Genomic DNA, 21573 nt, shown 5'->3' with positions numbered 1-21573 from the left:
CACCCGCCGGCCCAGCAGCGAGCTGTTGTCGACGCCCGGGTAGTAGTCCACGGCGTGGGCAGGGTGTCCAGGACACCTGGTAGCGGCCGGCGGTGAGTGGGTGCCGCTGCGGTCCGGAGCAGCGCTGCGGGGTGGGGGCGGTGAACTCGCGGCGGCCGTCGCGGGTGACGCGCACCTGATGGGCGAGGGCGTCGCAGTGCGGGCAGGTCGGCACCGGTCCGCCGGTGGTGGGCCGGATCCGGCCGTGGGTGGGGCAGGTCCAGTCGCCGGCGCGCAGCGTCGGTGTCAGCCGCCCCCAGTCCACGCTCACGGCCCGGGACGTTACCGCCCTGGTAGCGGCCTGGTAGCGCCTGTCGTGGTCTCTGGGCGGCGGGGTGGGGGCAAGGTGGCCTTGCCCCCGGCGGCGAGGCGGGCGCGGATGGCGGTGAGCCGCTCGTCGAGGGTGGAGACCTGGTCGCGGTCGGCGTACGGGATCGGGGTGCCGGCGTGGCAGTGGGGGCAGTGTTCGCCGGCGTGCCAGTCGGGTCCGTCGGGGTCGGGGCGCGGGTAGGCGATCGCGCAGGTGCCGCAGACGATCAGGTGCTCGCGGTCGTGCTCGGCGCCGAGCTGGGCGGGGGTGGTGCGGCGGCGGGCCCGCCAGCCCAGCCGGTCCCACACGGCGGCGACGTGGTCGTCACGGACGGCCCGGTAGTCCTCGAGTGCCGTCTCCTGGACGCGCTCCTGGGTACGCGGGGGCGGCGGGCGTAGCCGGTCGAGCGTGTAGCCGTCGAGCAGCCGGCCGTCCTGCAGGGCGGCTGCGGCGGCGCGCAGCCTCGGATGGTCGTGGCCGGCGGCGGCGAGCAGTCGCTCGGCCTGCGCGGACCATTCGGCGGCGTGCCGGTCGACCAGGGCGGCGCGGGCGCGGTCGGTGAGGGCCGGGTCGTCGCGGTCGGCCCACCACGTCAGGACCGCGTCGACGACGTCGGGCGCGTCGTCGAGGCGCTGGTGGCGGGTGGCCGGTGGCCAGTGGGCGAGCAGCTGCCCGGCGGCGGGGGCGTCCAGGAGCCGGGCGACGTCGCCGGCGGCGTCGCAGATCTCGTGGAACGCGTCGACGCGGTCCTGGCGGGCCGCTGCGGCGGCGGCCTGCTGCAGGTGGTGCCGGGCGCGGGCCTGCGCGGCGATGCGGCCGGCGAGCAGCTCGGCGAGGCTGGCCCGGGTGGCGACCTCGCCGGGCAGCAGCCACACCGGGGCGTCGATGACGGCGGCGGCCGGGTCGCGGACCAGGCCACACGCGGCGACCATCAGGGCGCGGGCCTCGGCGAGGTCCCGGCCGGCCTGCCCGCCGTGGACCAGGCCGCCGCGGCGGGCGGCGGCGAGCTGCCGGTCGGCGGCGGCGAGGAACGTGGCGGCGCGGGCCTCGGTGGTGGTCAGCAGCAGCAGCGGCGGGCAGTGCGGCCACCGGCCCTCCCACGCCCGGTCTTCGGCGTAGGCGAGGTAGCGGGTCACCTTCTCCCGCAGCACCACCTGCGACATGGTCGCGAGGTCGACCTCCACGAACGCGGCCGCGGTGCCGACGACGCCGGCGTGGTCGACGTCGACGAGCAGCGCCCCGTCCGGGGTCAACCGGCGACGCCGGGCCCCCCAGCCGGGTGGGGTGGTTTCCCATTCCTGCCAGCCGGCCCGGTCGGTCCACCACCGGCGCAGGGCGAGGCCGGCGGACGGTCCGTGGTCACGGACCGCGAGCCACACCTCGGCGATCGCCGCGGCGTGCGCGACGTGCAGCCCGGACGGGCGTTGCCGGCCGGGCGCGGCGGCGGTCCCGGCGACCAGCCGGGCGCCGGCGATGCGCAGCCACCAGTGCCGAGGCGACGACCCAGCCTCGCGTCCGGGGCGGACCGCGTCGACCAGGCCGGCGGTGCGCAGCCGGTCCAGGCGGTGGCGGACCGTGCGGACCGGCGTGCCGGTGGCCCGGGCGAGCTGGTCGGTGGTCAGGACACGGTGGGCGTCGAGCAGCACCAGCAGGTCGTGGGACGGGCCGCCGGTGGCCCGTAGCCGGGCGACGAACGCACGGTCGTCCGACACGGCCACCTCCCCAGGTACGCCCCTATGGCCACCTTCCGGTGACACAGACAGTGTCAGTCGCCTGTCGAGCGGAATCTGTCACAGGGCCGCTGGCCTGCGGCGTGACCGTGTCCGGGGTTGCCGTTCGGGTCCGAAGCAAACGGCAACCCGACGAACCGCTGTCACCGGTGCGCGGCGGGCTGGGTCGCCCTGGCCGTGGCTGTGTCAGGGGCTGTCAGAGGGGAGGGTAGAAGCCGCTGCTGACGGCCACCCGCCACAGCGCCGACTCGGGGTTGTCCTTGACGCCTTGGACGAAGCGTTCCAGGATCTCGACCTCTCCGGGTTGCCGGTCGAGGCTGACGCCGGTCAGGTGCAGCACTCGCTCGTCGGTGCCGTGGTCGGGACAGAACCGCACCTCCCACGCGGCCTCGTACACGCCGTAGCCGGTGCAGTCGATCGACATGCGAGCCGCCCGACCGAACGTGATGGCCGGTTCGAGGGCGGGGAAGAAGAACCACTGGCCGAACCCGACCGCGTAGCCGTGCAGCACCCGGCGGTCGTCGGTGGACACCTGCCGGGGCAGCCGGTCGCAACTGACCGCCGCCAGGTACCGGCCGGCGTCGAGGCCGTTGTCGAACTCCGACCGGCCGTTCTCGTACCGCTGGCAGAGGCCGCGCGCTGTCACGTCGGTCATCGGGTCGCCCGCGTCGACGACGGGGCCTTGCCGCGCCGCCAGTCCGAGGGCTTATGGCCGGCGAAGGTCTCCCCGCGCAGGATCCGGTCCCGTTCCCGGACCGCCTCGGCGCAGGCGAGGTGCGCCCACCCGTCGCCGACCTTCCCCAGACGGGTTCCGGCCGGGTAGTCCCGCTCGCACGTCCTGCAGGTGCCGGCGAAGCTGGCCGCGACTCCGGCGGTCTGCTTCGCGCGCGGCGGGGCGGCCGCCCCACGGCGTTTCCCGGCCGTCGTCTTGCCGGCGGTCTTCTTCGGGCGCGGCTTGCGCGACGGCTTACCCGCTCCGGTCGCGCCGAGTTGTGGGGGCAGGTCGCCGCTGGCCGGCAGGTTCAGCGCCCGCCGGTACGTGGCGTCGGCGGTGGCCTGCCGCCGGGCACGGGACTTCGTCACGACCGCACCGTACGACGCCTCACCGCGCACCCCCAGCCGCCACGCCAACCGGAAGCGGGTGCGGCGTTTCCGCGGCCTACTTCAGGGTCCACCGCCCCCGGACTCGCGGGGCGACGCTCATGGGCCGGTGGTCACTCATGACCCCCTGGACCTCGCGCGTCCGCGCGTGGGCGACTCGCGAAACTCCAGAAACTCGGCCCGCGCCTGGAAATCTCAGGCCCCAAAGTTTCCGATCCCGTACGCGCCGAGAGGCCCCGAACGTTCCGGTCCCCCGGACCCGGGGCGGGGCGGGCCCACGGGCCAATGACCGGACCGTCGGTCGACACCGCGACGCACTCGGACACGCGGCTGGCCACCCAGGCAGACCTGGACGCGATACGCCGCGGTGACTCCTGCGAGCTGTGCAGCCTCGACACCACACCCGTGGCGAGCCGCTGACCGGCCCGTCGCCCGTTCGCCCGGTGGTGAGGGTTTCGGCGGTACAGGTGAGGATGCGCGGGGCCCACCCGGTACGGCAAATGTCGAAACTCGTCAGCGTGAAAAGACGCCTCAGCGCGGGGTAAAGCGTTCCTGACCAGCAGGTATTGGGACCGCCCTACCCTACCCCGAGGCGTGGCAGCGCTTCACCGGTCAGTGTCGAGACTTCGACGGCCGTCAGGGTGGCGGCCAGGTGTCCGGGGTCGAGCGGCGCCAGCCTGGACGCCTCGCCGGGCCGAGGGCTGGGGATCGGCCGGGCTGGTTGATCGGCGTGGGCGAGCAGGTCCTCGCGGTGTGCGGCCAGCCGGGCTGGGTCGGTCAGCAACTCCAGCGCCTCAGTGACCTCCGCCGGGGTGTCGGCGGGGAGCATGGCGGCGATCCGCCCCGCCAGCACGGCCGTGTGCTGGTAGGCATCGGCCCGGCCCCACCGTCGCCCCTGGATCGCCGCGGCCTGCATGGCGATCCTGAGGGTGCGGCGGCGGTCGGTGGCGTCGTGGTCTGCCGGAGAGCTGGTCGGGGTCGGACGGGTACGCACAGGGCTGCTCCGGTCGGCTCGGCGGCGGGTGAGTCGATCAGGGTGTCCACCCAAAGGGATCTTGTCAATCATCTAGGTTCCGGTCGTCTAGATGCCAACCATCTAGACGATGACTGTCTAGCCTCATGCCATGGCAGGCAGGCTGTACGGCAAGGCTGAGCTGGTCGACCGGCTCGGCGTCAGCCGTCAGCGTGTCGCCCAGATCGTCAAGCACCCCACCTTCCCCCAGCCGTTCGACAAACTGCGCGCGGGCTGGGTGTGGCTCCAGACCGACGTCGAGGCGTGGATCCGCGAGCACCGCCCCGGCCTGGTCGACCAGGATCCCGAGGCCGACGACTGAGGCCATCCGGCCGGTGATCGTGGCGGTGATCGTGGCGCTCACCGGCTGATCCGCACGGGCACCAGCAGGGCTCCCCCACGCTTGGGGGAGATTTTTCCGTCGCCTGGGCGCGGGGTCGACAGAACGATGTGGCCTAAAAACGCCTTTGACCTGCCGCAACGACTCTGATCACCACTCATCCGCCCCGGCTTGGCGGCGACGCTGGTCGATTCCCTCGCCCGCGTGCTGGGCGATCAGCCGCTCACCGGCGGCACTCAGCGCGTCGAGCACCTCGCGCCGGCGCGCGCTGAGGTAGCTGCGGGACAACTCCTGGACCAGGTCGTGCGCCGCCTGGCCCCAGACGTTGCGCACGCACTGCGGGCACACGATCTCACCGGCCACCTGCACCACCACCGCGAACGGCGTGTGCTGGTCCTGGCGGCAGCCGACGCATCGCCGGCGGGCCGGGTGGCCGGTCCACGGCACCACGGCCAGGTCCTCCAGGTCGAGCGCGTTCAGGTTCGGCACGTCAGGCCCTCTCGTCGTCGTGCTCGCCGAGACGCCGCCGCTCGACGGCGGCCACCTCGGCCGGGATGGTCGGGAACACGGGCAGGGGATGCCGGATGTCACCGGCGCTGCCCGGCAACCGGCAGCGGCGGCAGAACGACCGGCTCTGCCAATCGGCCGGGATGCTGGTGTCCGCCACGAACGGGTGCGGCAGGACACGGGACCGGGCCGGCCGTCGGCGGGCGGTCACGGCAGGGGCCCCGGGTGGGCGGGGCCAGCGGGGGCGCGGGAGCGTCGGTGGTAGATGTCCGCAGCGCCAGGTTGCCGGGTCGGCTGAGGTGGGCGAGGCGGCCCAGGATCACCACCATCAGCGCGATGCCCGACCCGACCCGAGCCGGCACCCTTTCCAGACCACCGCGTCGCTGTTCCTGATCCGTCATCGGCCGGATCAGGGCGCACTGATCCCGTGCTGATGTCGATCGGATCAGCGTCACCATCACTGTTCGGATCACTGATCGCGTCAGTGGTCGGATCACTGCTTGGTCGGTGGTTCGTCGGTGGTTCGTCGGTGGTTCGCGGCTGATCCGCGCCGGCGGCGGGAAGGTCGAACAGGTCCAGGCCGCGGGCGGCCCACGTGGCCGCCTCGGCGGCCGTGGGGACCGGGAGGACGGACATGTCCGCCTCGACCGGCGTGCGGTGGCCTTTGTGCTCGTTGCAGCGGGCGCAGGCCGTGACCAGGTTGCCGCCGTCGGGGGTGGCTGGCCGGTCGGGGTCGACGTGATCGAACTGGAGCACTTTGCGCCGCTCCCGGGCGCGTCCGGCCTTTGCCAGCAGCGGCCCGGAGCGGCAGTAGCGGCAGCAGCCGCCGTCGCGGTCCAGCACCAGGGCCTTGAGTCGGGCATCACGCAGGTCGGCCTTCTGCGCCCGGTTGCGGTCGTTCTCCGCTCGGGACGGGTTGCGTTTCAGGAAGGCGTGCAGCCGGTAGGCGTAGCCGTCGATCCACGCGTCGCCGAGGCACGGGCAGTCGTCACCTCGGCGGTGCAGCAGCGGCGCCCGGTCCAGCACCGGGGTACACAACGCGTCGAGCACCGCACGGCGCCCGCGGCACTGATCCAGGGCACGGCCGTCAGTCAGGTAGCCGTCTCGACGAAGGTGGGCCGCCGCGGCCATCATGCGCATCCAGGCGGCCTGAAGTTGGTCGACGCGATCCCAGGACACCCGGCCGGCCTTGGTGGTGGCCAGCACCTCCCACACAGGGTCACGGTCGATGTCGTCCGATCCCAGCCAGTACATCAGCCAGCGCCGTCACCGGACGCCCACGAGCGACGCTCGGGCATCAGCCCTTCGCCCGCTCATCGAGCCACGTCTCGACGTCGGACCACCGGTAGCGCCGGTGACGGCCGACCTTGGAGAACTTCGGCCCGGTGCCGTGGTAGGCCCACTGGTCAACCGTGCGCACCGGCACGCCGAGATAGGTGGCCAGCTCCTCGGATGTCGCCAGAGCGCGCCGCTCGCTCACCACATGTGCTCCCATCACGCATTCCTGTGAGATCAGAGCAAGTGAACGCGCCACGTTGCGGCGTGTCAAGAAGACGCACTAGTGTGCGTTCATGACACAAGAGCCGTTGACGCCGCACCAGACGATCGCCGCGCGCGTGAAGCAGTTACGGAAGGGCCGCGGCTGGTCCGCGCAGCACCTCGCCGACCAGATGGCCGCCGAGGGCATCGCGTGGGACCGGTCAATCGTGGCCAACCTGGAGAACGGACGACGCGCGTCGGTCAGCGTGGAGGAGTTCCTCGTGCTTGCCTTCGTCCTGGACGTCGCCCCGGTGCATCTCCTCGTCCCTGTCGACGCGGAGGAGACGACGCCTTACCGGGTCGTGCCCGAGCGGCTCCCGGCCGGATCGTGGTTCGTCCGGGCGTGGTTCCGTGGACGGACCCCGATCGGGGGCGTCGACCCCAAGCGCTACTTCGCCGAGGTGCCCGACATCGAATGGGAGCCACCTGCGTCGCAGTGGACGCCGGAGAACATTGAGGCGGCGAGCGCCGCAACGACGGAGGCGCGGAAAGCCGCTGGCCGATCGTAGGCGAGAACCAGGCTCGATGGCGGCGCGGCTGGCAAGCCCGGCCTCGGTTCGCCGGTCTTATGGGTTCGCGCGTTGACGTCGCTGGCCGCGCGCAGAGCAGCGAGGTTGGCACGACTTATGGGTTGGCACGCTCCGCCGCCGCGGTTGAGCGGGTCAGCCCACGTGGTGCGGAACGGAAGGCTGAGCATCTGCCATCGACCCGGGCGTAGCGTCACGCGATGATCGACCGCCACCCGACGTACCTGTCCCGCCAGGTCCACACGGCCACCGCGAAGTTGGCCCGGTGCCTGGCCACCGACGTGAGCATCGAGCCGGTGCACGTAATCGTCCCGCTGATCAGGGCCATGGACCAGTTGGAGGCGATCGCCAAAGGACCTGGCCCGCGCCGCGATCTCCGTCGACGAGCCGGCCGCCGAGGCCGCGTACCGGGCCGCCGCGCAGATCGCCGCCGCCCGGCAAGAGTTGGTCGACACCGCGCTTCGCCTGCGCGACGCCGAACCCCCACGACGCTGACCCAGCGGGCACGAAGGTTGGCACGTCTTATGGGTTGGCGCGTCCTGCAGCGGCGGGCCGGCTCACGATCCCCGCGTCAGGAACGAGTCGAGGGCGTTGTGGCCATCAGAGGCGTGTCCCACCCGGGTGGCGCAGCGCCGGCCGTCATGCCCTCTCCTGGTCTGCTGATTCCGTGGAATGCCCGTCGCCCGCGGCGGTGAGATACGCGGCGAGGGTGTAGGCGGGCGCCCGGTCGAGGCGCTGTCCGCCGTGGTCGTAGCGGCGGGTGGTGCGGGCGTCGGCGTGCCCGAGTTGCTCCTGGACGTCTTCGAGGCGGGCGCCGGCGTCGCGGGCGAGGGTGGCGCAGGTGTGGCGCAGCACGTGGGGGCTCATCTTGACCGGGATCTTCGCGGTGGTGGCGAGGCGGCGCAGCAGCCGCCACACCGCGCCCCGGTCGACGCGGGCGCCGCTGGCCGTGGCCACCAGGGGCCGGCGCGGTCGGGCCCCAGTCTGCCCGACCACCACCGGCATCCGGGCCTCGGTCAGGTCGGGCCGGGCGGCGAGGTAGGCGTCCAGGCGGCGGGTGACCGGGGCGGGCAGCGCGACCAGGTGCGAGCCGCCGCCCTTGGCGGTGAACCGCAGGACACGGTGGTTGCGGTTGTGCCCGAGCTGCTCAACGTCGGCCCCGACGAGCTCTCCCACGCGCAGCCCGCCATACAACAGCAGGGCGACGATCGCCGCGGTGCGGGCGGCCTGGGGGCCGGTATCGGCGTCGGCGGCGGCGAGCAGCGCCTCGGCCTGGGCGCGGGACAGCCCGGGAGTGCTGGGCCGGGTCGGGTCGGTCTTCGGCTTCTGCTTGGGGTTGATGGCGGCGGGGTTGGCCCGGTCGGTGCGGTCCTCGGCGATCAGCCAGGAGTAGAACGCCGACACGGCGGCGAGGCGGCGGGCCCGGGTCGCCGCCGACGCGCGGCCGGTGGCCTCCTGGGCGCGTAGCCAGGCGTGGGTGTGCACCCGGCGGGCCTCGGTGAGCGGGTCGACGCCGGAGGCGGCCAGGAACCCGAGCCAGTGCCGCAGGTCGCGCTGGTAGGCGTCGCGGGTGTGCGGCGAGGCGTAGCCGATCAGCCACTCCCGCAGCAGCTCCTCCAGGCCGTCGCCGGCGGCGCCCCCCACGGTGGGGGCCTCACCGTGGGGGGCCGGGACGGCGGGCAGCACCTCGCCGGACAGGACGGTCACCGGATCCTCCGTTCGCGTTGCTCGGCGCGCAGGCACGCCGGGTGCCAGCGGGCGTACCGGACGCCGGTGTCGTCGATGGTCGGCACCGGCAGCGCGTCGTGCAGTGGCACGTGCTGGCCGCAGTCGGTCCGCCCGCACCGGTTGCGCGGGTCGGCCCGGTCGAGGGCGTCCAGGTCGAGCGGCGGCAGCTCGACGTCCAGGTAGACGGTGACGCCGTGACCGGAGCGGCGCGGCCGGGGCGGGCTCTCCCGGGTGACGGTGAGGACCTGGCCGATCGCGAGGGCGGCGGCGTCGGCCTGGTCGGCGTCGTCGGCGACGATGCGAACCTTGATGGTCACCGGCGGGCCATCGCCTTCGGGGTCCGTGATGGCGCGGTCATGGCGCACAGCAACTCGTAGGCGGTCTCGCAGTCGCCGCGGGCCCGGTGGCCGCCGCCGAGGGGCAGCCAGCGGCGCACGAGTTGCCAGTCGGAGCGGCGACCCATCAGGCACGACCAGGTGTCGAGGTCGCCGAGGTGGGCCGGGTCGAGGCCGTCGCGGCCGGCGTGCCGGCCGATGACGGCGTGGTCGAACTGCGCGTTGTAGGCCAGCACCGTCCTGCCGGCGGTGACCTCCAGCAGCCGGGGCAACACCTCGGCCAGAGGTGGGGCGTCGGCCAACTCGGCGTCGGTGATGCCGTGCACCCACCGGGCCTCCGGCTCCACCTCGCAGCCCGGCTTGACGAGGGTGTCCAGCAGCGTCTCACCGGTGCAAGCGTCGACCACGGCGACCTCCACGAGGTAGCCGTGAAGGCCGGTGGTCTCGGTGTCCAGGATGACCGCCGCTTCGGGCTCGCGCATCGCGCGGGCCCAGCGGATCGCCGCGCCGGCCTCGGTGGCCACCGCGATCTCCCGCCGGTGCTCACGCAGGTACGGGTGCGCGGCGATCGCCTGGCGGACCTCCTTCTCGCTGGGGGCGCCGTCGACGCGTTCCCAGTCGACCTCCCACCGGCCGGCGCCGGGGTGAAACCACGCCCACACCTCGATGCCGTGCCGGTCGCCCAGCTCGGCCACCCACCGGCGCACGATGGCGGCCCGGTCGACCGGCCGGCGGGCCAGCTCCCGCAGCGGGGACGGCTCCCCCGGCTTGACGGCGTGCACGGCCTCCCAGTCGATGCCCGGGTGCTCCCGCAGCACCTCCAGGTCGCCCACCCGGTACAGCGGCACGCTCACGTCCCGGTACCGGCTGACCTCCACCGTGGTGTGCTTGCGTGGTGCCAGCAGGTCGCTGGCCACGAGGTACTTGAAGTCGGTCGGGCGGATCTCCAGGAACGTCGCGGCCTGGTGGCTCATCAGCAGCCGGTCGACGCGCACCTGCTCGACCAGGTCCTCATCGCCGGCGAGCGCGTCGAGGTCCGCCTTGGCGTACCGGTCCTGCCGGCCGAGCTGCAGGCCGCGGTCCTTGGCCACCTTCTCGAACTCGGCGCGGCGCCACCCGAGGTAGGCGGGCGCGTCCCAGGTGCTGACGCTGGCGGCGATCCACGCCTGCCGCTCGGCCACCACGGCGCCGAGCTGGTCGACGTCGACGGCGTCGAGGGCGCGGCAGTCCCACAGCGGCCATTGCTTGTACCAGCCGGCCACCGCCAGCGCGCCGGCGTCGGCCAGGGCCTCCACGTCCTCCTTCTCCACATCGAGGCCGGTGCGTTCGGCCAGCCGCTCGGCGGCCCGGTGCCCACCGATCGGGGCCTCGGTGCCCACGGCGGCCACGATCTCGTCGCGGCGCGCGGCGACCTGGTCGGCCACCGCGATCGACCACCGGGCGCCGCAGTCAGCCGGCGGGATCAGCCCGGCCGTGGTGCCGGCGTCCCACTGCCACTCGGCCAGGCCGGTGTGCCGCAGCACCTGGATCGGGCCGAGGTCGGCCGGCGGCGGCTTCGGCTTCGGCTCCTTCTTCTTGCGGGCCTTCGGCACGGCGGCGGACTCGGCCGCCACCTCGTTCTCGCTCACCAGTTCGTGTCCTTCCGCAGGTGGGGGCAGGGCGAGGGGCGGCGCATGGTGTGCCCGGACGGGTCGCCCACGACGGGCGCGAACCCGGCGCGGCCGAGCGCGCGGACCAGGGCGCGCTTGTCGGAGCCGTACGAGTCGGTCGGGGTGCACACCACGTCCAGGCCGCGAGCATCGGCGGCGTCCAGGATGGCCAGCAGCATCCGCGGCCCGTGCCAACCGCCCCGGGCGTCGAACGGCACCCGCAGGATCCCGATCGCCAACGCACCGTCGTCGGTGACGTCCAGGGCGAGCAGCACCATCCCCGGCAAGGAGCGCTTCAGCTCGCGGACCAGGTCGTCCACCCAGTCGCCGGTGTCGACGGTCCTCACGCCGTGCCCGGCCTCTCGGCCAAGGTGGCGAACGCGGCGACCCGCGCGTACTTCGCGGGGGTGCTGTGCCCGTCCCAGCCGGCCGGGTGCGCGGGCAGGTGCCAGGACACCTGGCCGGTAGGCAGCTCCAGGTAGACCACGACCGGCCGCGGATCGGTCGGGTCGTGGCCGACGCCGGCCGGGACGCCGGCCTCGTGGGCGAGCGCGAGAGCGGTCCAGATCAAGGCGTTGCGCCGCGCGTACGCGGCGGTGATCTGCGGGGTGTCCGGGCCGGTGTGCCCGTGACGGGACGGGTCCAGGGCGGCGATCTCGGTCAGCACGCCGGCGAGGCGGTCCCGCGCCGGAGCCACCTGGTTGAGGGCGGCGGTGTCGGTCATGTGCTGCGGTCTCCTGTTCGATCGGAGATGATCGACGGGCGCGGGTCGGGGCCAGTTCGGATGGTCCCGACCCGCGCGTCGCACGGACGGGCCGTCAGTCCCGCAGCCCGGTCGCGGCGGCCCGGACCGTGGCCAGCCAGCCGGCGGGGTCGCGGGGCGGGGTGGACATGCCCGACACGATCCGCCGCATCGCCTCCTGGTGGCTGGCGTACCCGACCGCGGCGAGCTGCTCGTCGTCGCGCAGGACCAGGGCCACGGCGAGGGCCTCGCTGGTCGACCATGCCTGGTACCGGCCGCCGTGCGACTGCACGTACCGGACCCGCTGCACGGTCTCCTTGCCGAAGGTGTCGGTGACGAGCCGGAGCGCCTGGTCCATCACCTCGGCGCGGCGCTCCCACTCGTCCTGCTGCTGGTGGTGCGCCTCGACCTCGGCGGCCAGCCGCCGGCAACCCTCGGCGTGGCCGTCCTCGTTGTCGGACGGGTAGCCGTTGTACGGGCCGCGGTCGCTGACGCGCTCGCCGCAGCCGCGAGGGCCGCCGCAGGTCCAGAACACGTACCGGTCGCCGTAGCGCGAGGCCGGGCCGGCGACCAGCTCGAACGCCCGCTCCCGCCGCGCGTAGTCCTCGGACCACTCGATCTCCAACAGGTCGGCGATCTCGTCCCACGACGAACCCTCACCGCGCAGGCCCTTGGCGAACGTGTGCGCCTGGTCCTGGGCCAGGCGGGCCACGGACAGCGCGGCCTGCAGGCCGGCGAGGGGCCGCGGCTCGGGGAAGCCGTAGTCCGACTCCGGCCGGATCTTGCGGGTGGTCATCTGGTCGGCCGGGACCGCCGCCTTGACCGCGCGGTCGACGAGCTGCCGGACGGTCGACATGTCCACCGTCGTCTTGGGTTCGGTGGTGCTGCTGTTGGTGCTCACACGTTCCTCCTGGGGTTGTTGCTGGTCGGTGAGGGTCTGCCTGTCGATCTCAGATGCCGAGGCGGTCGTAGATCCGTACCGCCATGAGCCGCGCGAGGCGGCCCCACGGGTCACGGGTGATGCCGTCGGGGTTGGTCAGCTCGTTGAGCCGGTCGAGCAGCTCGGCGACGACGAGGAGTTCCTCCTCGGCGAGCACCGGCACGCCGGCCTCGTCGCGGTGCTTGTGGAACTTCTCCTCCAGGTAGGCGGCGCGCTGCTCCGGGGTGTCGGCCGGGCCGATGTCGAAGGGGTCGTTGTTGGTCATGGATCTCTCCTCGTGGATGGTGCATGCGGGGACCGGGGGCCGTCGACCGGGCAGTGTCGTCGTCCTAGTGGTCGACGACATCGCCGAGCGCCTGCCCGAGCCGGCGCATCGCGTGATCGACGCGCAGCAGGCTGACTGGCGTGTATGGGCGTGGCGTCGGTGCCGTCCCGTGGTTGGCGGTCACGGTCAGCGGGTGCAGCGGGTCGGCGTCGACGCTGACCGTCAGGGTCTGGGTCGACTCCTCGTCCTTCGGGTAGAGCCGCACAGTCGCCGCGCCGATGGTCGTGGTGAACCCGGCGTCCAGCGCCCCGAACGACTCCGCCTGAGCGGCGGCGTGTTCAACCGTCAAGCCCTGCGCGGCGATCTGCATCGCCGTGCCCGCGATGTCCGAGCCGATGTCGGCGACGTCCCACCAGCGGGAGAACCTCTGATCGGCTGGCGTTCCGGTCGCGTAGTCCAGACCGCCGGCGGCCGTGTTGATCAGCTTCGCGGCCTGCCACAGCAGTTGTGCCTGCGGCACCGGGTCGGTCACGGACATGTGCTTGCCCAGCACGTCATGGAGCTGTTCGGCGAGCTGCCGCACCTGCGTGGCGATGTCGTCGGGCAGGCCGCTCATGATGGGGTCCGTGTCGTTGTCGCTCATGGTGTGGGTTAGCACTCCTTCGGTTCGGGTCTTGCGTTCGGTCACGAGGTGAGAGATCCGCACTGTCAACCTGACGAGAGATCTCACAATCCCGCGTGAAGCTACGGGTTGGGTCCGACATTCGTGCCTCGATAAGATCAGTTATGAAGGCATCATCTGTTGATCTTGCGGAAGGTGATTCCGCGGAATGACGCCGGCTACCCGGTGAGGTCGGCGGCGAGCCGGTCCCGCCATGCCTGCAACTGCTTCATGGTCAGGGTGAGGCTCACCGTGCGGGTGCCGTCGCCGGCTTCCAGGCTGAAGCCGCGCTCGTACTCGAAGTCGGACCAGTCGATGTACCGCTCGTCGTTCTCCTGGGGCCAGTAGGCGCCGGGCGCGTCGGCGAAGTCGTCGGCGGTGATGGTGGCGGTCAGCGCCTCGTGCAGCTCCCGCATCTGGGTGGGGTTGAGGTCGAAGCTGACCGCGTCGGCGCCGTCGCCGATCTCCAGGTTCCGGCCGCCGTCGGAGGTCCGCAGCGACCAGTCCAGATAGCCGGCCTCGTCGCCGTCACCGAGGTACAGCGCCCCACGGGCCGCCTCCCGGGCGCCGGTGGCGAAGGTCCGCAGTTTGGTGGCCAGTTCGCGGGCCTGAGCCGGGGTGTGCTGGGCGGTGTAGGGCTGCCAGTAGTCGCTGGCCGGGTCTTCCTCACCTTCGACGCCGCTGACGGCCACCCGGGTCGAGTCGTCGTGGTCGACCAGGTCCATCCACAGCACGCCGGTGTCGCCACCGGCCTCGCGCATCGCCGTGGTGGGCACGTGCCGACGGGTCGGCGGTCCGGCGGCGGGTTCCTTGTCGCGCAGCAGGGCCAGGAGGTCCCGCACGGTGACCGGCAGCTCGTCGTCGACGATCGTCACCTTCTCCCGCGCGAGGTCGGCGTCGCCGGCGATGAGGTGCTCCAGGCGCTGCGCCGCTCTGCCCCACTTGGTGGGCTTCGGCGGGCGGGGGCCGGCCTCGGCGAGGTCGGCCAGCTCGTCGAGGTGCGCGGCGGCGGCCTCGGCCTCGGCCGGATCCAGGTGCGGCGCGACGTAGGCCATCGGCTGCTGGTATTCGTCGCCGACGGGCTGCTCCGCACCGGTGACCGGGTTCCACTCGCCCGGCGAGGTGCCGACCGCGACGTACCGGCCGCCGCTCCAGCGGTCGTTGCCGTCGCCGTAGTCCATCAACGCCAGGGTCGTGGCCGGCCCGGCCGCGCTGGCGACCTGGTCGGTCCCATGGCAGGTGTCCCCGTCGGCGTAGCCGAGCAGGTCGCCCACGGCGGCCGGCGGGCCGTACGCCGTGGTGGTGTCCGGCCCGGTGGGGCTCGTCGACGCGGCCGTGGTCGGGGTGGGGCCGTCGCCCATCAGGATCTCCTTACTCGCGAGGGTGCCGGTGTCGGCGACCGTGTCGGCCACCTGCCCGTCGTGGTTGTTGAAGTCGGCCAGGGCGTCGCGCAGCTGCTCGGCGGCGGTGGCCACGGCTGCCTGGGCGGTGCCGCAGGCGCGGCCGGCGTCGCGCAGGTGCTCCACGGTGGAGGGCTGCATGTCCAGCGCCTCGTACCGGTCGGCGGCCTCGCCGAGCACGCCGGCGATACCGCCGATCTCGTCGACCCGCTCCCCCGCCGTGGCGATCGCGGCGGCGAACGCGGCCCGGATCTGCTCCGGGCCGCTCGCGTCGAGCATCATCGCCGCTCCTTGCGGGGCGGGTCGACGAGCAGCACGTCGGCCTGCCGGTCGCGCGGGATCACCACCGTCTTCTCCACGCCCTCGTGGCTGCGGATGGTGATGGCGTCGCCATCACGGTCAAGGACAGTCCAGGCGGTGCCCCGCGGCGGCCGGGTGTACCAACTGTGGTCCCAGCCGCGTACCCGGCCGTCCGGGCCGGCCGCCCACGTCGACCCGATCGCCGGGCTGACCCACGTGTCGCCCGGGGCGAGATCCAGCATGGGCGCCTCGCGCAGCTGCTCCCAGCCGATGCCGTGGTCTTGCTCGGCCATGTCAGCACTCCCCGGTCAGGTCGGCCACGTACTCGAGCGTCGCGCCGGCGGCGCGGGCGGTCCAGCCGTGGCAGACCACGCCGGCGTCGGCGAGCACCGCGCTGGCCCACCGGCACGCCTGCTCGACGCCGGCGGCGGTCAGCGCGTCGTGGTCGGCGTGGGGCTTGTCGTCGGCCAGCAGCAGCCACGAGTCGTCGACCGGGTCGAACAGCAGCCGCCACTCCCCCACCGGCTCGGGCCCGCCGGCCGCCGCCGCGGTGGGGTCGCCGGCGTGCACGGCGAGGTACGCCGACCGGCCGGGGAGCAGCTGCCCGTCGGTCCAGCCGGTGACCTCGATGCGGTGCCGGTCGGCGAGGACCTCGGCGGCCCACGCCTGGGCGGCGTCGACGGCGTCGGGGTCGGTGAGGTGCTCGCCGTACGCGGCGGCCTGGTCGACCTGCAGGTCGTAGTGCAGCAGCCAGCAGCACGCGTCGTCGCCGTCGAAGGACAGCGAGATCCGCTGCGGCGGCGCGGTCCACTCGCCCACGTCGGGCTGGCCGGCGGCGGGCGGGTCGATGGCGGCCAGGCGGGCCTGCTCCCACTCGCTCGGGGTGTAGCCGGCCTCGGTGGTGAGGCGGGCTAGCCACGCTGCGTCGCTGTGCGTCCAGCTTCGGTAGGTGGCGCGGGTCTGGACCTCCCGGCGGGCCAGGCCGAGGGCGTGCGCGGCGTGCACCCGGGTCGGCCAGTCCGCCCGGCGGATCTGCTCCCACCACGTGTGGTTGGGCAGGGCCGGATCCGGACCGACGCCGGCGGCGAGCAGCCACCGGTGGGCGAGCTGCGCGCACTCGTTGCCCGGCGCCCACAACCAGGCGTCGACGATGTCGGCTGCCGCCTTCGGCAGCTTCGGCGCCCGGGCGGCCAGCAGCGCGGCGGCCTCGGACCGGGCGGTCATGGCCTTGCGGCGTTCCCGGTCGTCGGTGATCCGCTTTTGCTCGCTCTCGCTGCGGTTGTCGGCCTTCTTGGGCTTGGCGGTGCTGTAGTAGACCAGGCCGCCGTCGGTGATGGTGGCGGCCAGGGTGCCGGCGTCGCGGGCCTTCGCGATCGCCTTCTTGCCCTCCAGCCGGTGGTCCCAGTAGGCGCCGCCGAACTTCTTGTACGGGTCGTCGATCAGCGGCAGGTTCTGCTCGGCGGCCTTGCGGGTCAGCGCCTGGCGGGCGATGCTGCGCTCCCGTTCCCGGCGGACCTCGTTGGTCGCCTGCGGGACTGTCCAGCCCCGGCCCGGTGGCTTCGACCGGAACTCGTAGGCGGCGAGCATCACCTCCTGGTCGCCGCGGGCGGCGTCGACGTAGGCCATCGCGTCGCCGACCTCCAGGGCGCGGGCGTCCACGGCGGCCGCCATCGTCTCGGGCAGGTCCAGCAGCTTCAACCGCTTCGACACGTTGGCCTGCGAGCAGCCCATCCGCGCGGCGATCTCCCGCTGCGACCGGCCCGCGGCGCGCTGGGCGGCGAACGCCCGGGCCTCCTCCATGGGAGTCAGCGGCGAGCGGGCGGTGTTCTCCGCCGTCATCACGTCCAACTGCCCACCCGGGTCGTCGGCGATCGCGTCCTCGCGCAGCAGCACGTTCAGCGTCGCGTGCGGGTCGTCGGCCCAGACCCGGCCGGCGGCGGTGCGCCGGCGGGCGCCCATCAGCACCACCCACTCGGCGCCGGCCAGCTCGGCCGCGTGCTGCGGCCACGCGCCCGCAACCCGGGCCGCGGGCAGCACCACCGGCGGCTGCAACACCCCCAGCTCCCGGATCGACTCCTCCAGTTCGGTCAGGTCGCCCAGGTCGCGGCGCGGGTTCGCCGGGTGGGTCACCACGGCGCTCAGCGGCACCTGGCGGGCCTGCATCGGCACCGCGGCCGCCGGTTCGGGCGGCGCGTAGTCGGTGGCCGCCGATTCCACGGAATCCGTCATGATGGTGCGAGCTCCTTCACGGGAGTTGAGGGGCGCGGGGCGGTCCGGGCTTGGTCGTCAGGGGCCGCCCCACGTCGGTAATCAGTCCAGGTGCCGCAGCACCCGCCCGAGCGCGGTCTGAGTGTTCGCCAGGGTGGTCCGCAGCTCGTCGAGTGCCTGCTTGAGCGCCGCGGTGTCCCCCGGCGGGCCAGGCAGCGCGGTCACGAAGGTGCCGCGTCCCTGGACTGGGTTGAGCAGCCCCTCGTCGGCGAGCAGGCGCTGCGCCTGGCGGATGGTGTTCAGCCCGGCGACGTTGTACTCCTCCTGCAACTCACTGATCCCGGGCAACGTCGAGCCGACCGGCCACTCACCGGCGGCGAGCCGCCGACGCAGGTCATCGGCGATCTCCTGGTAACGCGGACTACTTGCCATACCGACACCCTAAGTCCTCATGACCTCTTAGGCAATGTTGCGCCATGGCAAGTCCTGCCGATCTCCCGTCGGCCGACGCGTCGTGGTTTTCGGCACGCGTACTTGCCTGCTCTCCTGCCAGCGGAAATGCTGTCGCCCAACAACCAGGAAGAAGGGTGGGTGCGAGGTGGACGTCTACGAGCTGCTGCGCGGCCTCAGCGAGAACGAGGTCGAACTGCGGTGGAAACCGACACGCGGCGGCCCCGTGATCCTCGCGATCTTCAGCGAGAAGGGCGGCGTCGGAAAGACCGGCCTCACCAACGGCCTGGCCGCAGTGGCAGCCAAGCACGGGCTGCGGGTGCTGGTCATCGACCTCGACCCGCGCGCCACCGCTACCAGCGAGCTGGGCGTGGAGAAGCCGGAATACTCGATCAACGACCTGCTCTATATCGACGCCAGCGACCCGAACCCGGTCGATCCGCGCGGCCTGGCCGGGGACGCCATCCTTCCCGCCGGCGAGGGTTGGCCGGACAACGTGCACGTGCTCGCCGCTGAGCGCGCCCTCGGCAACCGGGAGTTCGACAACACCTCCGGCATGGAGCAGCGGCTCCGGCTGTCGCTGGACGGCGTCGCCGAGAACTACGACCTGGTCCTGATCGACGTGCCCCCTCGGCCGGGCGGCAAGCTGATGACCGCAGCCGCGCTCGCCGCCACGCACGCTCTCCTGCCGGCGACGCTGGATGAGGATGGCTACATCGGCGTCCACGACGGCCTGATCTCCCTGCGCCGCGCCCGGATGAACCACGGGCTGCCGCCGCTGATCGTGGTCGGCGTCCTGCGCAACATCGTGGACCGCCGCCGTAGCGGCCTGGCGGAGACCTTCGACGAGAAACTCGCCCAGGAGTACCCGCCGCACTCCCCCGACGGCCCGCGGCTTCTGGACGCTGCCGTGCCGAAGTACGTCATCCGGCAGGAGTCCCGCAGCGCCCGCGTGCCGTTCACGGTGGCGGGCACCGCTGAGGCCACGCTGCTCGAACGCGCATACTGCCGGACCCTCAACTGCGTCGCGGAGGTGGCCTGACCGTGAGCAAGCTTCTCGGGCAAGCACGCGGGCGAGCCCTCCAGCGCGCCGGTGACGCGGAACGGGACCCCGCTGAAACCGCTGTCACCACCGCCAGCAGACCAGCTAGCAACGCTGCCAGCCACGCGCCCAGCGAGAACGCCAGCCAGTACGCCAGCGTTAACGCTGGTGTAGCTGCTGGCAATACAGAGGGCACTTCAGCTAGCGCAAAGGCTGGCGCACCCGCCAGCCAATCAGCGAGCCCTGTCGCAAGCTCAGTGAATGGCGATATTGCTAGCGAGAATGCCAGCAATAAAGAAGGCATATCGGACAGCAATGGCGCTGGCTTTATAGCTGGCCAGGATGCAAGACATGCGGCAGGCGACGCGGCCAGCACGCGTGCCAACTCCGATGCACGCAGCGAGCCCCGAGCCGCCCAGATGGGGGCCAACACTGATGCAAGCCGCAGCGCTGGCAAAACCGCCAGCGTTTCCGCTAGCAAGAAACCCCGGCCAGGGCGTCGACGTGGTCGGCCCCGCGGCCCTGACCGAGTAGCCCTGTCGGTACGGATCCGGACCGAGGTGGACGACGCCTTGACTCTCGCGGTGGAACGGAGCGGCCTGGGACCGCAAGAGATCGTCGAAACCGCGCTCGCTGAGTGGATGAGCCGCCACGGCTACAACCGGACCGCCGGAACGGCTAAGCACGGTCGAGGTTAGGGGGTAGGCCGGCGCCGGGCTGGGCGACCTCGGGCCAGTCACACTCGGCCGCCGCGACGTCGAGTAGCACGGCCCGGTCAGCGCGGCGCAGGTGCCCGGATGTGCGAGCGCGGATCGCGGCGAGCGCGGCCTCGGCGGCTGGGCTGCGCCATCCGGGAGAAGGCGCTTCCCACTCGCGATCGTCTTGGTCGGCGCGGACGGCGTCCTGGTGCTCGCGCTGGGCAGCCGCCTGCGCGGCGACCAGTGCCCGCCGGTGCTCGGCGTGCCGGCGGGCCGGGCGCGGCGGCGCGGCCGGGCCGGTCAGCGCTTCCTCGAGCACCGCCCGCAGGTAGGCCACCGGGTCGCGCGGCTCAGCCAGCAACGGGCGCTGCCGGACCTGGCGGACCCAGGCGTCGAACGCCTCGGCAGTCCAGTCCCGGCCGAGCGTGGCACCCAGCGTCGCCGCGATCCGGGGCAGAGGAGCGGAGCGCAGCCACACCCACCGGTCCTGGAAGGCCCGTGCAAGCCCGTATCCCCACTCAGCCCACTCTGGACGTGGCCTGGGCGGCCGTGACGTGCCACGCGCCCTCTGGGGCGGCCTAGGACGCCGTAAAGAGCGCGGCCCGGCAAACCCGCGATCGACTCCGCTTCTTGTTGATGAGCGCGAAGCGCCGCCTTTCCTCCGGCTCTGCCGGCCGCACGACGGGGCGGACGCGATCGACGGTGAGATCAGCAAACCCCGAGACAAGCTGGAGTAAACACTCATAGCTGAAGACACCGTGTGGGGGGTGCGGAAATTCATGGCCTGGTCACGGGCGTGATCGCGGGCGGCGGCGACCGCTCGGCGCATCTGCTGACGGCGTACCCGCTCGCGGTAGTCGACCCAGCCGCCGGCACGGGCGTCGAGGGCGTCGACGCGCTCCTGGGCGGCGGCGAGCAGGCCGCGGGCGTGCTCCAGCAGCCCGGCCAGGATGTCCAGGGCGTCGGCCAAGTACGCGGCCTGGGCGGTCGGGTCGCTGTGGTGCAGCGGTCCGCGGTGCAGCGGGGTGATGTCAAAGGTGGCGCGGGCCTGGGCGCGGCCGGTGGCGCACCGCTCGGCGTAGCTGAGCCGGCGTCCCTGCTCGGTGCGGGTGCACCAGCCCAGGGCCTCGGCGCGACGCCAGGCGTCGGTGACCGGGCGGGTGGAGTCGCAGCCGGCCAGCTCGACGCTTTCGTCGCGGCCGGGCATCGCGCGGCGGCCGGAGCGGCGGTCGGCGTCGACGGCCATGACCGCGCAGACCCAGCCCAGCGCGGAGCGGCGCCCGCGGCGGCTGGTGCGGGCGGCAGCGTCGCGGGCCAGAAGGTCTGCGAGCAGCCACACGGGCCGGCCCCAGCTGTCGCCTGCGTGGAATGCCGCCAGGGTCTCGGTGAGCCGGTCGATCCAGGCGGTCAGCTTCTCGACGCGCTCGCGGGCCTCGGTCATGTCGGCGAGCTGCGCGAACCGCGCGGCGATGGCGGCGGCCTCCAGTGCCTGGGCGTGCTCGTGGTCTACACGGGGCGAGGCCAGCCACGAATACCCGCACAACCAGCACGTGGGCACCGGCTCGGGCTCGCCGCACGCGGCGCACCCGGCGGGCTCGTCGACGTCCAGGCGTTCGCGCAACTCGGCCACCAACCGGCGGCGCTTCGCCGCGTCGGCACGGTCGGTACGGCTACGCCAGCACGGAATGCATAGCGGGTCGGAGCCTTCTCCATCGCGAGGCAGGCCCTGCTTGTCCCTGCCTACCGCCGCGCAGGACACGCAGGGCTCCTGAACGCCGGTCGGGTAAACCGGCCGGCGGCGAGCACCAGCCGACGCGGCCAGACGAGCCTGCCCGGCGGCGGTGAACTCCACCAGCAGCCGCTGGTCGACCAGGTGCGCCTGGCAGCGGGTCTGCCCTGCCGCGACAAGTGCGACAGTGCCACTGGCGTAGCAATGGGGGCAGTACCCAAGCGCCGCCACCCGGTCCGGGGACAACGCACTCAGGTGCGGGGCCGTGATCATCGCGGCACCGTCGCAGCCTGGACCGGCTTACGTCCCGAGACGAGATCA

Annotated in this window: 27 protein-coding genes; 4 read left to right on the top strand and 23 right to left on the bottom strand. The window is 73.1% G+C overall.

Annotation, left to right across the window (positions count from 1 at the left end; genetic code table 11):
• The 4 genes from ABD52_RS39220 to ABD52_RS38385 all read right to left on the bottom strand — a co-directional run.
• The coding region (locus tag ABD52_RS39220; protein WP_152748287.1) for a hypothetical protein at positions 1-310 on the bottom strand (310 nt) is incomplete at its 3' end.
• A gap of 11 nt (positions 311-321) precedes the next feature.
• A complete protein-coding gene (locus ABD52_RS20050) occupies positions 322-2061 on the bottom strand; it encodes a replication-relaxation family protein (RefSeq protein ID WP_152748286.1) in 1740 nt (579 codons plus the stop codon).
• Positions 2062-2275: 214 nt separating this feature from the next.
• The gene (locus ABD52_RS20045; RefSeq protein WP_047892805.1) at positions 2276-2734 is read right to left on the bottom strand and encodes a hypothetical protein; all 459 of its coding nucleotides are present in this window, start codon (positions 2732-2734) and stop codon (positions 2276-2278) included.
• Entirely contained in the window at positions 2731-3162 is a 432-nt protein-coding gene (locus ABD52_RS38385) for a hypothetical protein (RefSeq protein WP_152748285.1), read from the bottom strand. The genes ABD52_RS20045 and ABD52_RS38385 overlap by 4 nt, the downstream gene beginning before the upstream one ends.
• 303 nt (positions 3163-3465) lie before the next feature.
• On the opposite strand from ABD52_RS38385, the gene ABD52_RS41435 reads away from it, so the two are divergent.
• Positions 3466-3600: a hypothetical protein gene (locus ABD52_RS41435; RefSeq protein WP_255352855.1), complete on the top strand. Its 135-nt coding sequence runs from the start codon at positions 3466-3468 to the stop codon at positions 3598-3600.
• 157 nt (positions 3601-3757) lie between these two features.
• Here ABD52_RS41435 and ABD52_RS20035 read toward each other — a convergent pair whose 3' ends face one another.
• Positions 3758-4174, bottom strand: coding sequence for a hypothetical protein (locus ABD52_RS20035; protein WP_047892804.1), 417 nt, complete (start codon positions 4172-4174; stop codon positions 3758-3760).
• A gap of 130 nt (positions 4175-4304) precedes the next feature.
• On the opposite strand from ABD52_RS20035, the gene ABD52_RS20030 reads away from it, so the two are divergent.
• The gene (locus tag ABD52_RS20030; RefSeq protein WP_047892803.1) at positions 4305-4514 is read left to right on the top strand and encodes an AlpA family transcriptional regulator; all 210 of its coding nucleotides are present in this window, start codon (positions 4305-4307) and stop codon (positions 4512-4514) included.
• 168 nt (positions 4515-4682) lie between these two features.
• On the opposite strand, the gene ABD52_RS20025 is transcribed toward ABD52_RS20030, so the two are convergent.
• The 4 genes from ABD52_RS20025 to ABD52_RS20010 all read right to left on the bottom strand — a co-directional run bounded on the left by ABD52_RS20025 (position 4683) and on the right by ABD52_RS20010 (position 6534).
• Entirely contained in the window at positions 4683-5021 is a 339-nt protein-coding gene (locus ABD52_RS20025) for a hypothetical protein (protein WP_047892802.1), read from the bottom strand.
• 1 nt (position 5022) lies between these two features.
• Positions 5023-5250 (bottom strand): hypothetical protein, encoded by a 228-nt coding sequence (locus ABD52_RS20020; RefSeq protein WP_047892801.1) that lies wholly within the window; start codon positions 5248-5250, stop codon positions 5023-5025.
• The gene (locus ABD52_RS37550; protein ID WP_161801638.1) at positions 5247-6254 is read right to left on the bottom strand and encodes an HNH endonuclease; all 1008 of its coding nucleotides are present in this window, start codon (positions 6252-6254) and stop codon (positions 5247-5249) included. Before ABD52_RS37550 ends, ABD52_RS20020 begins: the two co-directional genes overlap by 4 nt.
• Positions 6255-6336: 82 nt before the next feature.
• Positions 6337-6534 carry an AlpA family transcriptional regulator gene (locus tag ABD52_RS20010; protein ID WP_047892800.1) on the bottom strand — a complete coding sequence of 66 codons (198 nt, stop codon included), beginning with the start codon at positions 6532-6534 and terminating at the stop codon, positions 6337-6339.
• A 91-nt stretch (positions 6535-6625) separates the two neighbouring features.
• Here ABD52_RS20010 and ABD52_RS37545 point away from each other — a divergent pair, with 91 nt between their 5' ends.
• Positions 6626-7087, top strand: a complete 462-nt coding sequence (locus tag ABD52_RS37545) for a helix-turn-helix domain-containing protein (RefSeq protein ID WP_161801637.1) — start codon at positions 6626-6628, stop codon at positions 7085-7087.
• A gap of 211 nt (positions 7088-7298) precedes the next feature.
• On the opposite strand, the gene ABD52_RS41430 is transcribed toward ABD52_RS37545, so the two are convergent.
• From ABD52_RS41430 to ABD52_RS19940, 13 genes are all read right to left on the bottom strand, one after another.
• On the bottom strand, positions 7299-7433 hold the full coding sequence (locus ABD52_RS41430) for a hypothetical protein (RefSeq protein WP_255352854.1): 135 nt from the start codon (positions 7431-7433) through the stop codon (positions 7299-7301).
• Positions 7434-7744: 311 nt separating this feature from the next.
• A complete protein-coding gene (locus ABD52_RS20000; RefSeq protein ID WP_053065429.1) occupies positions 7745-8812 on the bottom strand; it encodes a tyrosine-type recombinase/integrase in 1068 nt (355 codons plus the stop codon).
• Entirely contained in the window at positions 8809-9150 is a 342-nt protein-coding gene (locus tag ABD52_RS19995) for a hypothetical protein (RefSeq protein ID WP_047892799.1), read from the bottom strand. The genes ABD52_RS20000 and ABD52_RS19995 overlap by 4 nt, the downstream gene beginning before the upstream one ends.
• On the bottom strand, positions 9147-10796 hold the full coding sequence (locus ABD52_RS38380; protein ID WP_053065428.1) for a 3'-5' exonuclease: 1650 nt from the start codon (positions 10794-10796) through the stop codon (positions 9147-9149). The genes ABD52_RS19995 and ABD52_RS38380 overlap by 4 nt, the downstream gene beginning before the upstream one ends.
• Complete coding sequence (locus ABD52_RS19980; protein ID WP_047892798.1) at positions 10793-11164, bottom strand: hypothetical protein; 372 nt, start codon at positions 11162-11164, stop codon at positions 10793-10795. Before ABD52_RS19980 ends, ABD52_RS38380 begins: the two co-directional genes overlap by 4 nt.
• Positions 11161-11541, bottom strand: a complete 381-nt coding sequence (locus ABD52_RS19975; RefSeq protein WP_053065427.1) for a hypothetical protein — start codon at positions 11539-11541, stop codon at positions 11161-11163. The genes ABD52_RS19980 and ABD52_RS19975 overlap by 4 nt, the downstream gene beginning before the upstream one ends.
• Before the next feature lie 94 nt (positions 11542-11635).
• On the bottom strand, positions 11636-12460 hold the full coding sequence (locus tag ABD52_RS19970) for a hypothetical protein (RefSeq protein WP_047892797.1): 825 nt from the start codon (positions 12458-12460) through the stop codon (positions 11636-11638).
• 49 nt (positions 12461-12509) lie between these two features.
• Entirely contained in the window at positions 12510-12764 is a 255-nt protein-coding gene (locus ABD52_RS19965) for a hypothetical protein (protein ID WP_047892796.1), read from the bottom strand.
• Positions 12765-12828: 64 nt separating this feature from the next.
• Positions 12829-13407 carry a hypothetical protein gene (locus ABD52_RS19960; protein WP_047892795.1) on the bottom strand — a complete coding sequence of 193 codons (579 nt, stop codon included), beginning with the start codon at positions 13405-13407 and terminating at the stop codon, positions 12829-12831.
• 197 nt (positions 13408-13604) lie between these two features.
• The gene (locus ABD52_RS41595) at positions 13605-15107 is read right to left on the bottom strand and encodes a hypothetical protein (protein ID WP_047892794.1); all 1503 of its coding nucleotides are present in this window, start codon (positions 15105-15107) and stop codon (positions 13605-13607) included.
• On the bottom strand, positions 15104-15418 hold the full coding sequence (locus ABD52_RS19950; protein WP_047892793.1) for a hypothetical protein: 315 nt from the start codon (positions 15416-15418) through the stop codon (positions 15104-15106). Before ABD52_RS19950 ends, ABD52_RS41595 begins: the two co-directional genes overlap by 4 nt.
• Before the next feature lies 1 nt (position 15419).
• Positions 15420-17354: a ParB/RepB/Spo0J family partition protein gene (locus ABD52_RS19945; protein WP_047892792.1), complete on the bottom strand. Its 1935-nt coding sequence runs from the start codon at positions 17352-17354 to the stop codon at positions 15420-15422.
• Positions 17355-17435: 81 nt separating this feature from the next.
• Positions 17436-17765 (bottom strand): GntR family transcriptional regulator, encoded by a 330-nt coding sequence (locus tag ABD52_RS19940; protein ID WP_053065426.1) that lies wholly within the window; start codon positions 17763-17765, stop codon positions 17436-17438.
• 166 nt (positions 17766-17931) lie between these two features.
• On the opposite strand from ABD52_RS19940, the gene ABD52_RS19935 reads away from it, so the two are divergent.
• A complete protein-coding gene (locus tag ABD52_RS19935) occupies positions 17932-18825 on the top strand; it encodes a ParA family protein (RefSeq protein ID WP_053065425.1) in 894 nt (297 codons plus the stop codon).
• Positions 18826-19503: 678 nt separating this feature from the next.
• Here the strand turns inward: ABD52_RS19935 and ABD52_RS39215 are convergent.
• Positions 19504-21525 carry a hypothetical protein gene (locus ABD52_RS39215; protein WP_235437506.1) on the bottom strand — a complete coding sequence of 674 codons (2022 nt, stop codon included), beginning with the start codon at positions 21523-21525 and terminating at the stop codon, positions 19504-19506.
• Between the last annotated feature and the right edge of the window lie 48 nt (positions 21526-21573).

The organism is Micromonospora sp. RV43, assembly GCF_001029515.1.
GTDB classification, from domain to species: domain Bacteria; phylum Actinomycetota; class Actinomycetes; order Mycobacteriales; family Micromonosporaceae; genus Micromonospora; species Micromonospora aurantiaca.
This window is presented reverse-complemented; position numbering and strand designations above follow the sequence as displayed.

Coding starts and splice junctions, on each gene's coding strand:
- ABD52_RS20010 (WP_047892800.1), bottom strand. CDS start 6,534: ATGGGAGCACATGTGGTGAGCGAGCGGCGCGCTCTGGCGACATCCGAG.
- ABD52_RS41435 (WP_255352855.1), top strand. CDS start 3,466: ATGACCGGACCGTCGGTCGACACCGCGACGCACTCGGACACGCGGCTG.
- ABD52_RS19975 (WP_053065427.1), bottom strand. CDS start 11,541: ATGACCGACACCGCCGCCCTCAACCAGGTGGCTCCGGCGCGGGACCGC.
- ABD52_RS20045 (WP_047892805.1), bottom strand. CDS start 2,734: ATGACCGACGTGACAGCGCGCGGCCTCTGCCAGCGGTACGAGAACGGC.
- ABD52_RS20030 (WP_047892803.1), top strand. CDS start 4,305: ATGGCAGGCAGGCTGTACGGCAAGGCTGAGCTGGTCGACCGGCTCGGC.
- ABD52_RS41595 (WP_047892794.1), bottom strand. CDS start 15,107: ATGATGCTCGACGCGAGCGGCCCGGAGCAGATCCGGGCCGCGTTCGCC.
- ABD52_RS19965 (WP_047892796.1), bottom strand. CDS start 12,764: ATGACCAACAACGACCCCTTCGACATCGGCCCGGCCGACACCCCGGAG.
- ABD52_RS19960 (WP_047892795.1), bottom strand. CDS start 13,407: ATGAGCGACAACGACACGGACCCCATCATGAGCGGCCTGCCCGACGAC.
- ABD52_RS19945 (WP_047892792.1), bottom strand. CDS start 17,354: ATGACGGATTCCGTGGAATCGGCGGCCACCGACTACGCGCCGCCCGAA.
- ABD52_RS41430 (WP_255352854.1), bottom strand. CDS start 7,433: ATGGCCCTGATCAGCGGGACGATTACGTGCACCGGCTCGATGCTCACG.
- ABD52_RS39215 (WP_235437506.1), bottom strand. CDS start 21,525: ATGATCACGGCCCCGCACCTGAGTGCGTTGTCCCCGGACCGGGTGGCG.
- ABD52_RS19940 (WP_053065426.1), bottom strand. CDS start 17,765: ATGGCAAGTAGTCCGCGTTACCAGGAGATCGCCGATGACCTGCGTCGG.
- ABD52_RS19950 (WP_047892793.1), bottom strand. CDS start 15,418: ATGGCCGAGCAAGACCACGGCATCGGCTGGGAGCAGCTGCGCGAGGCG.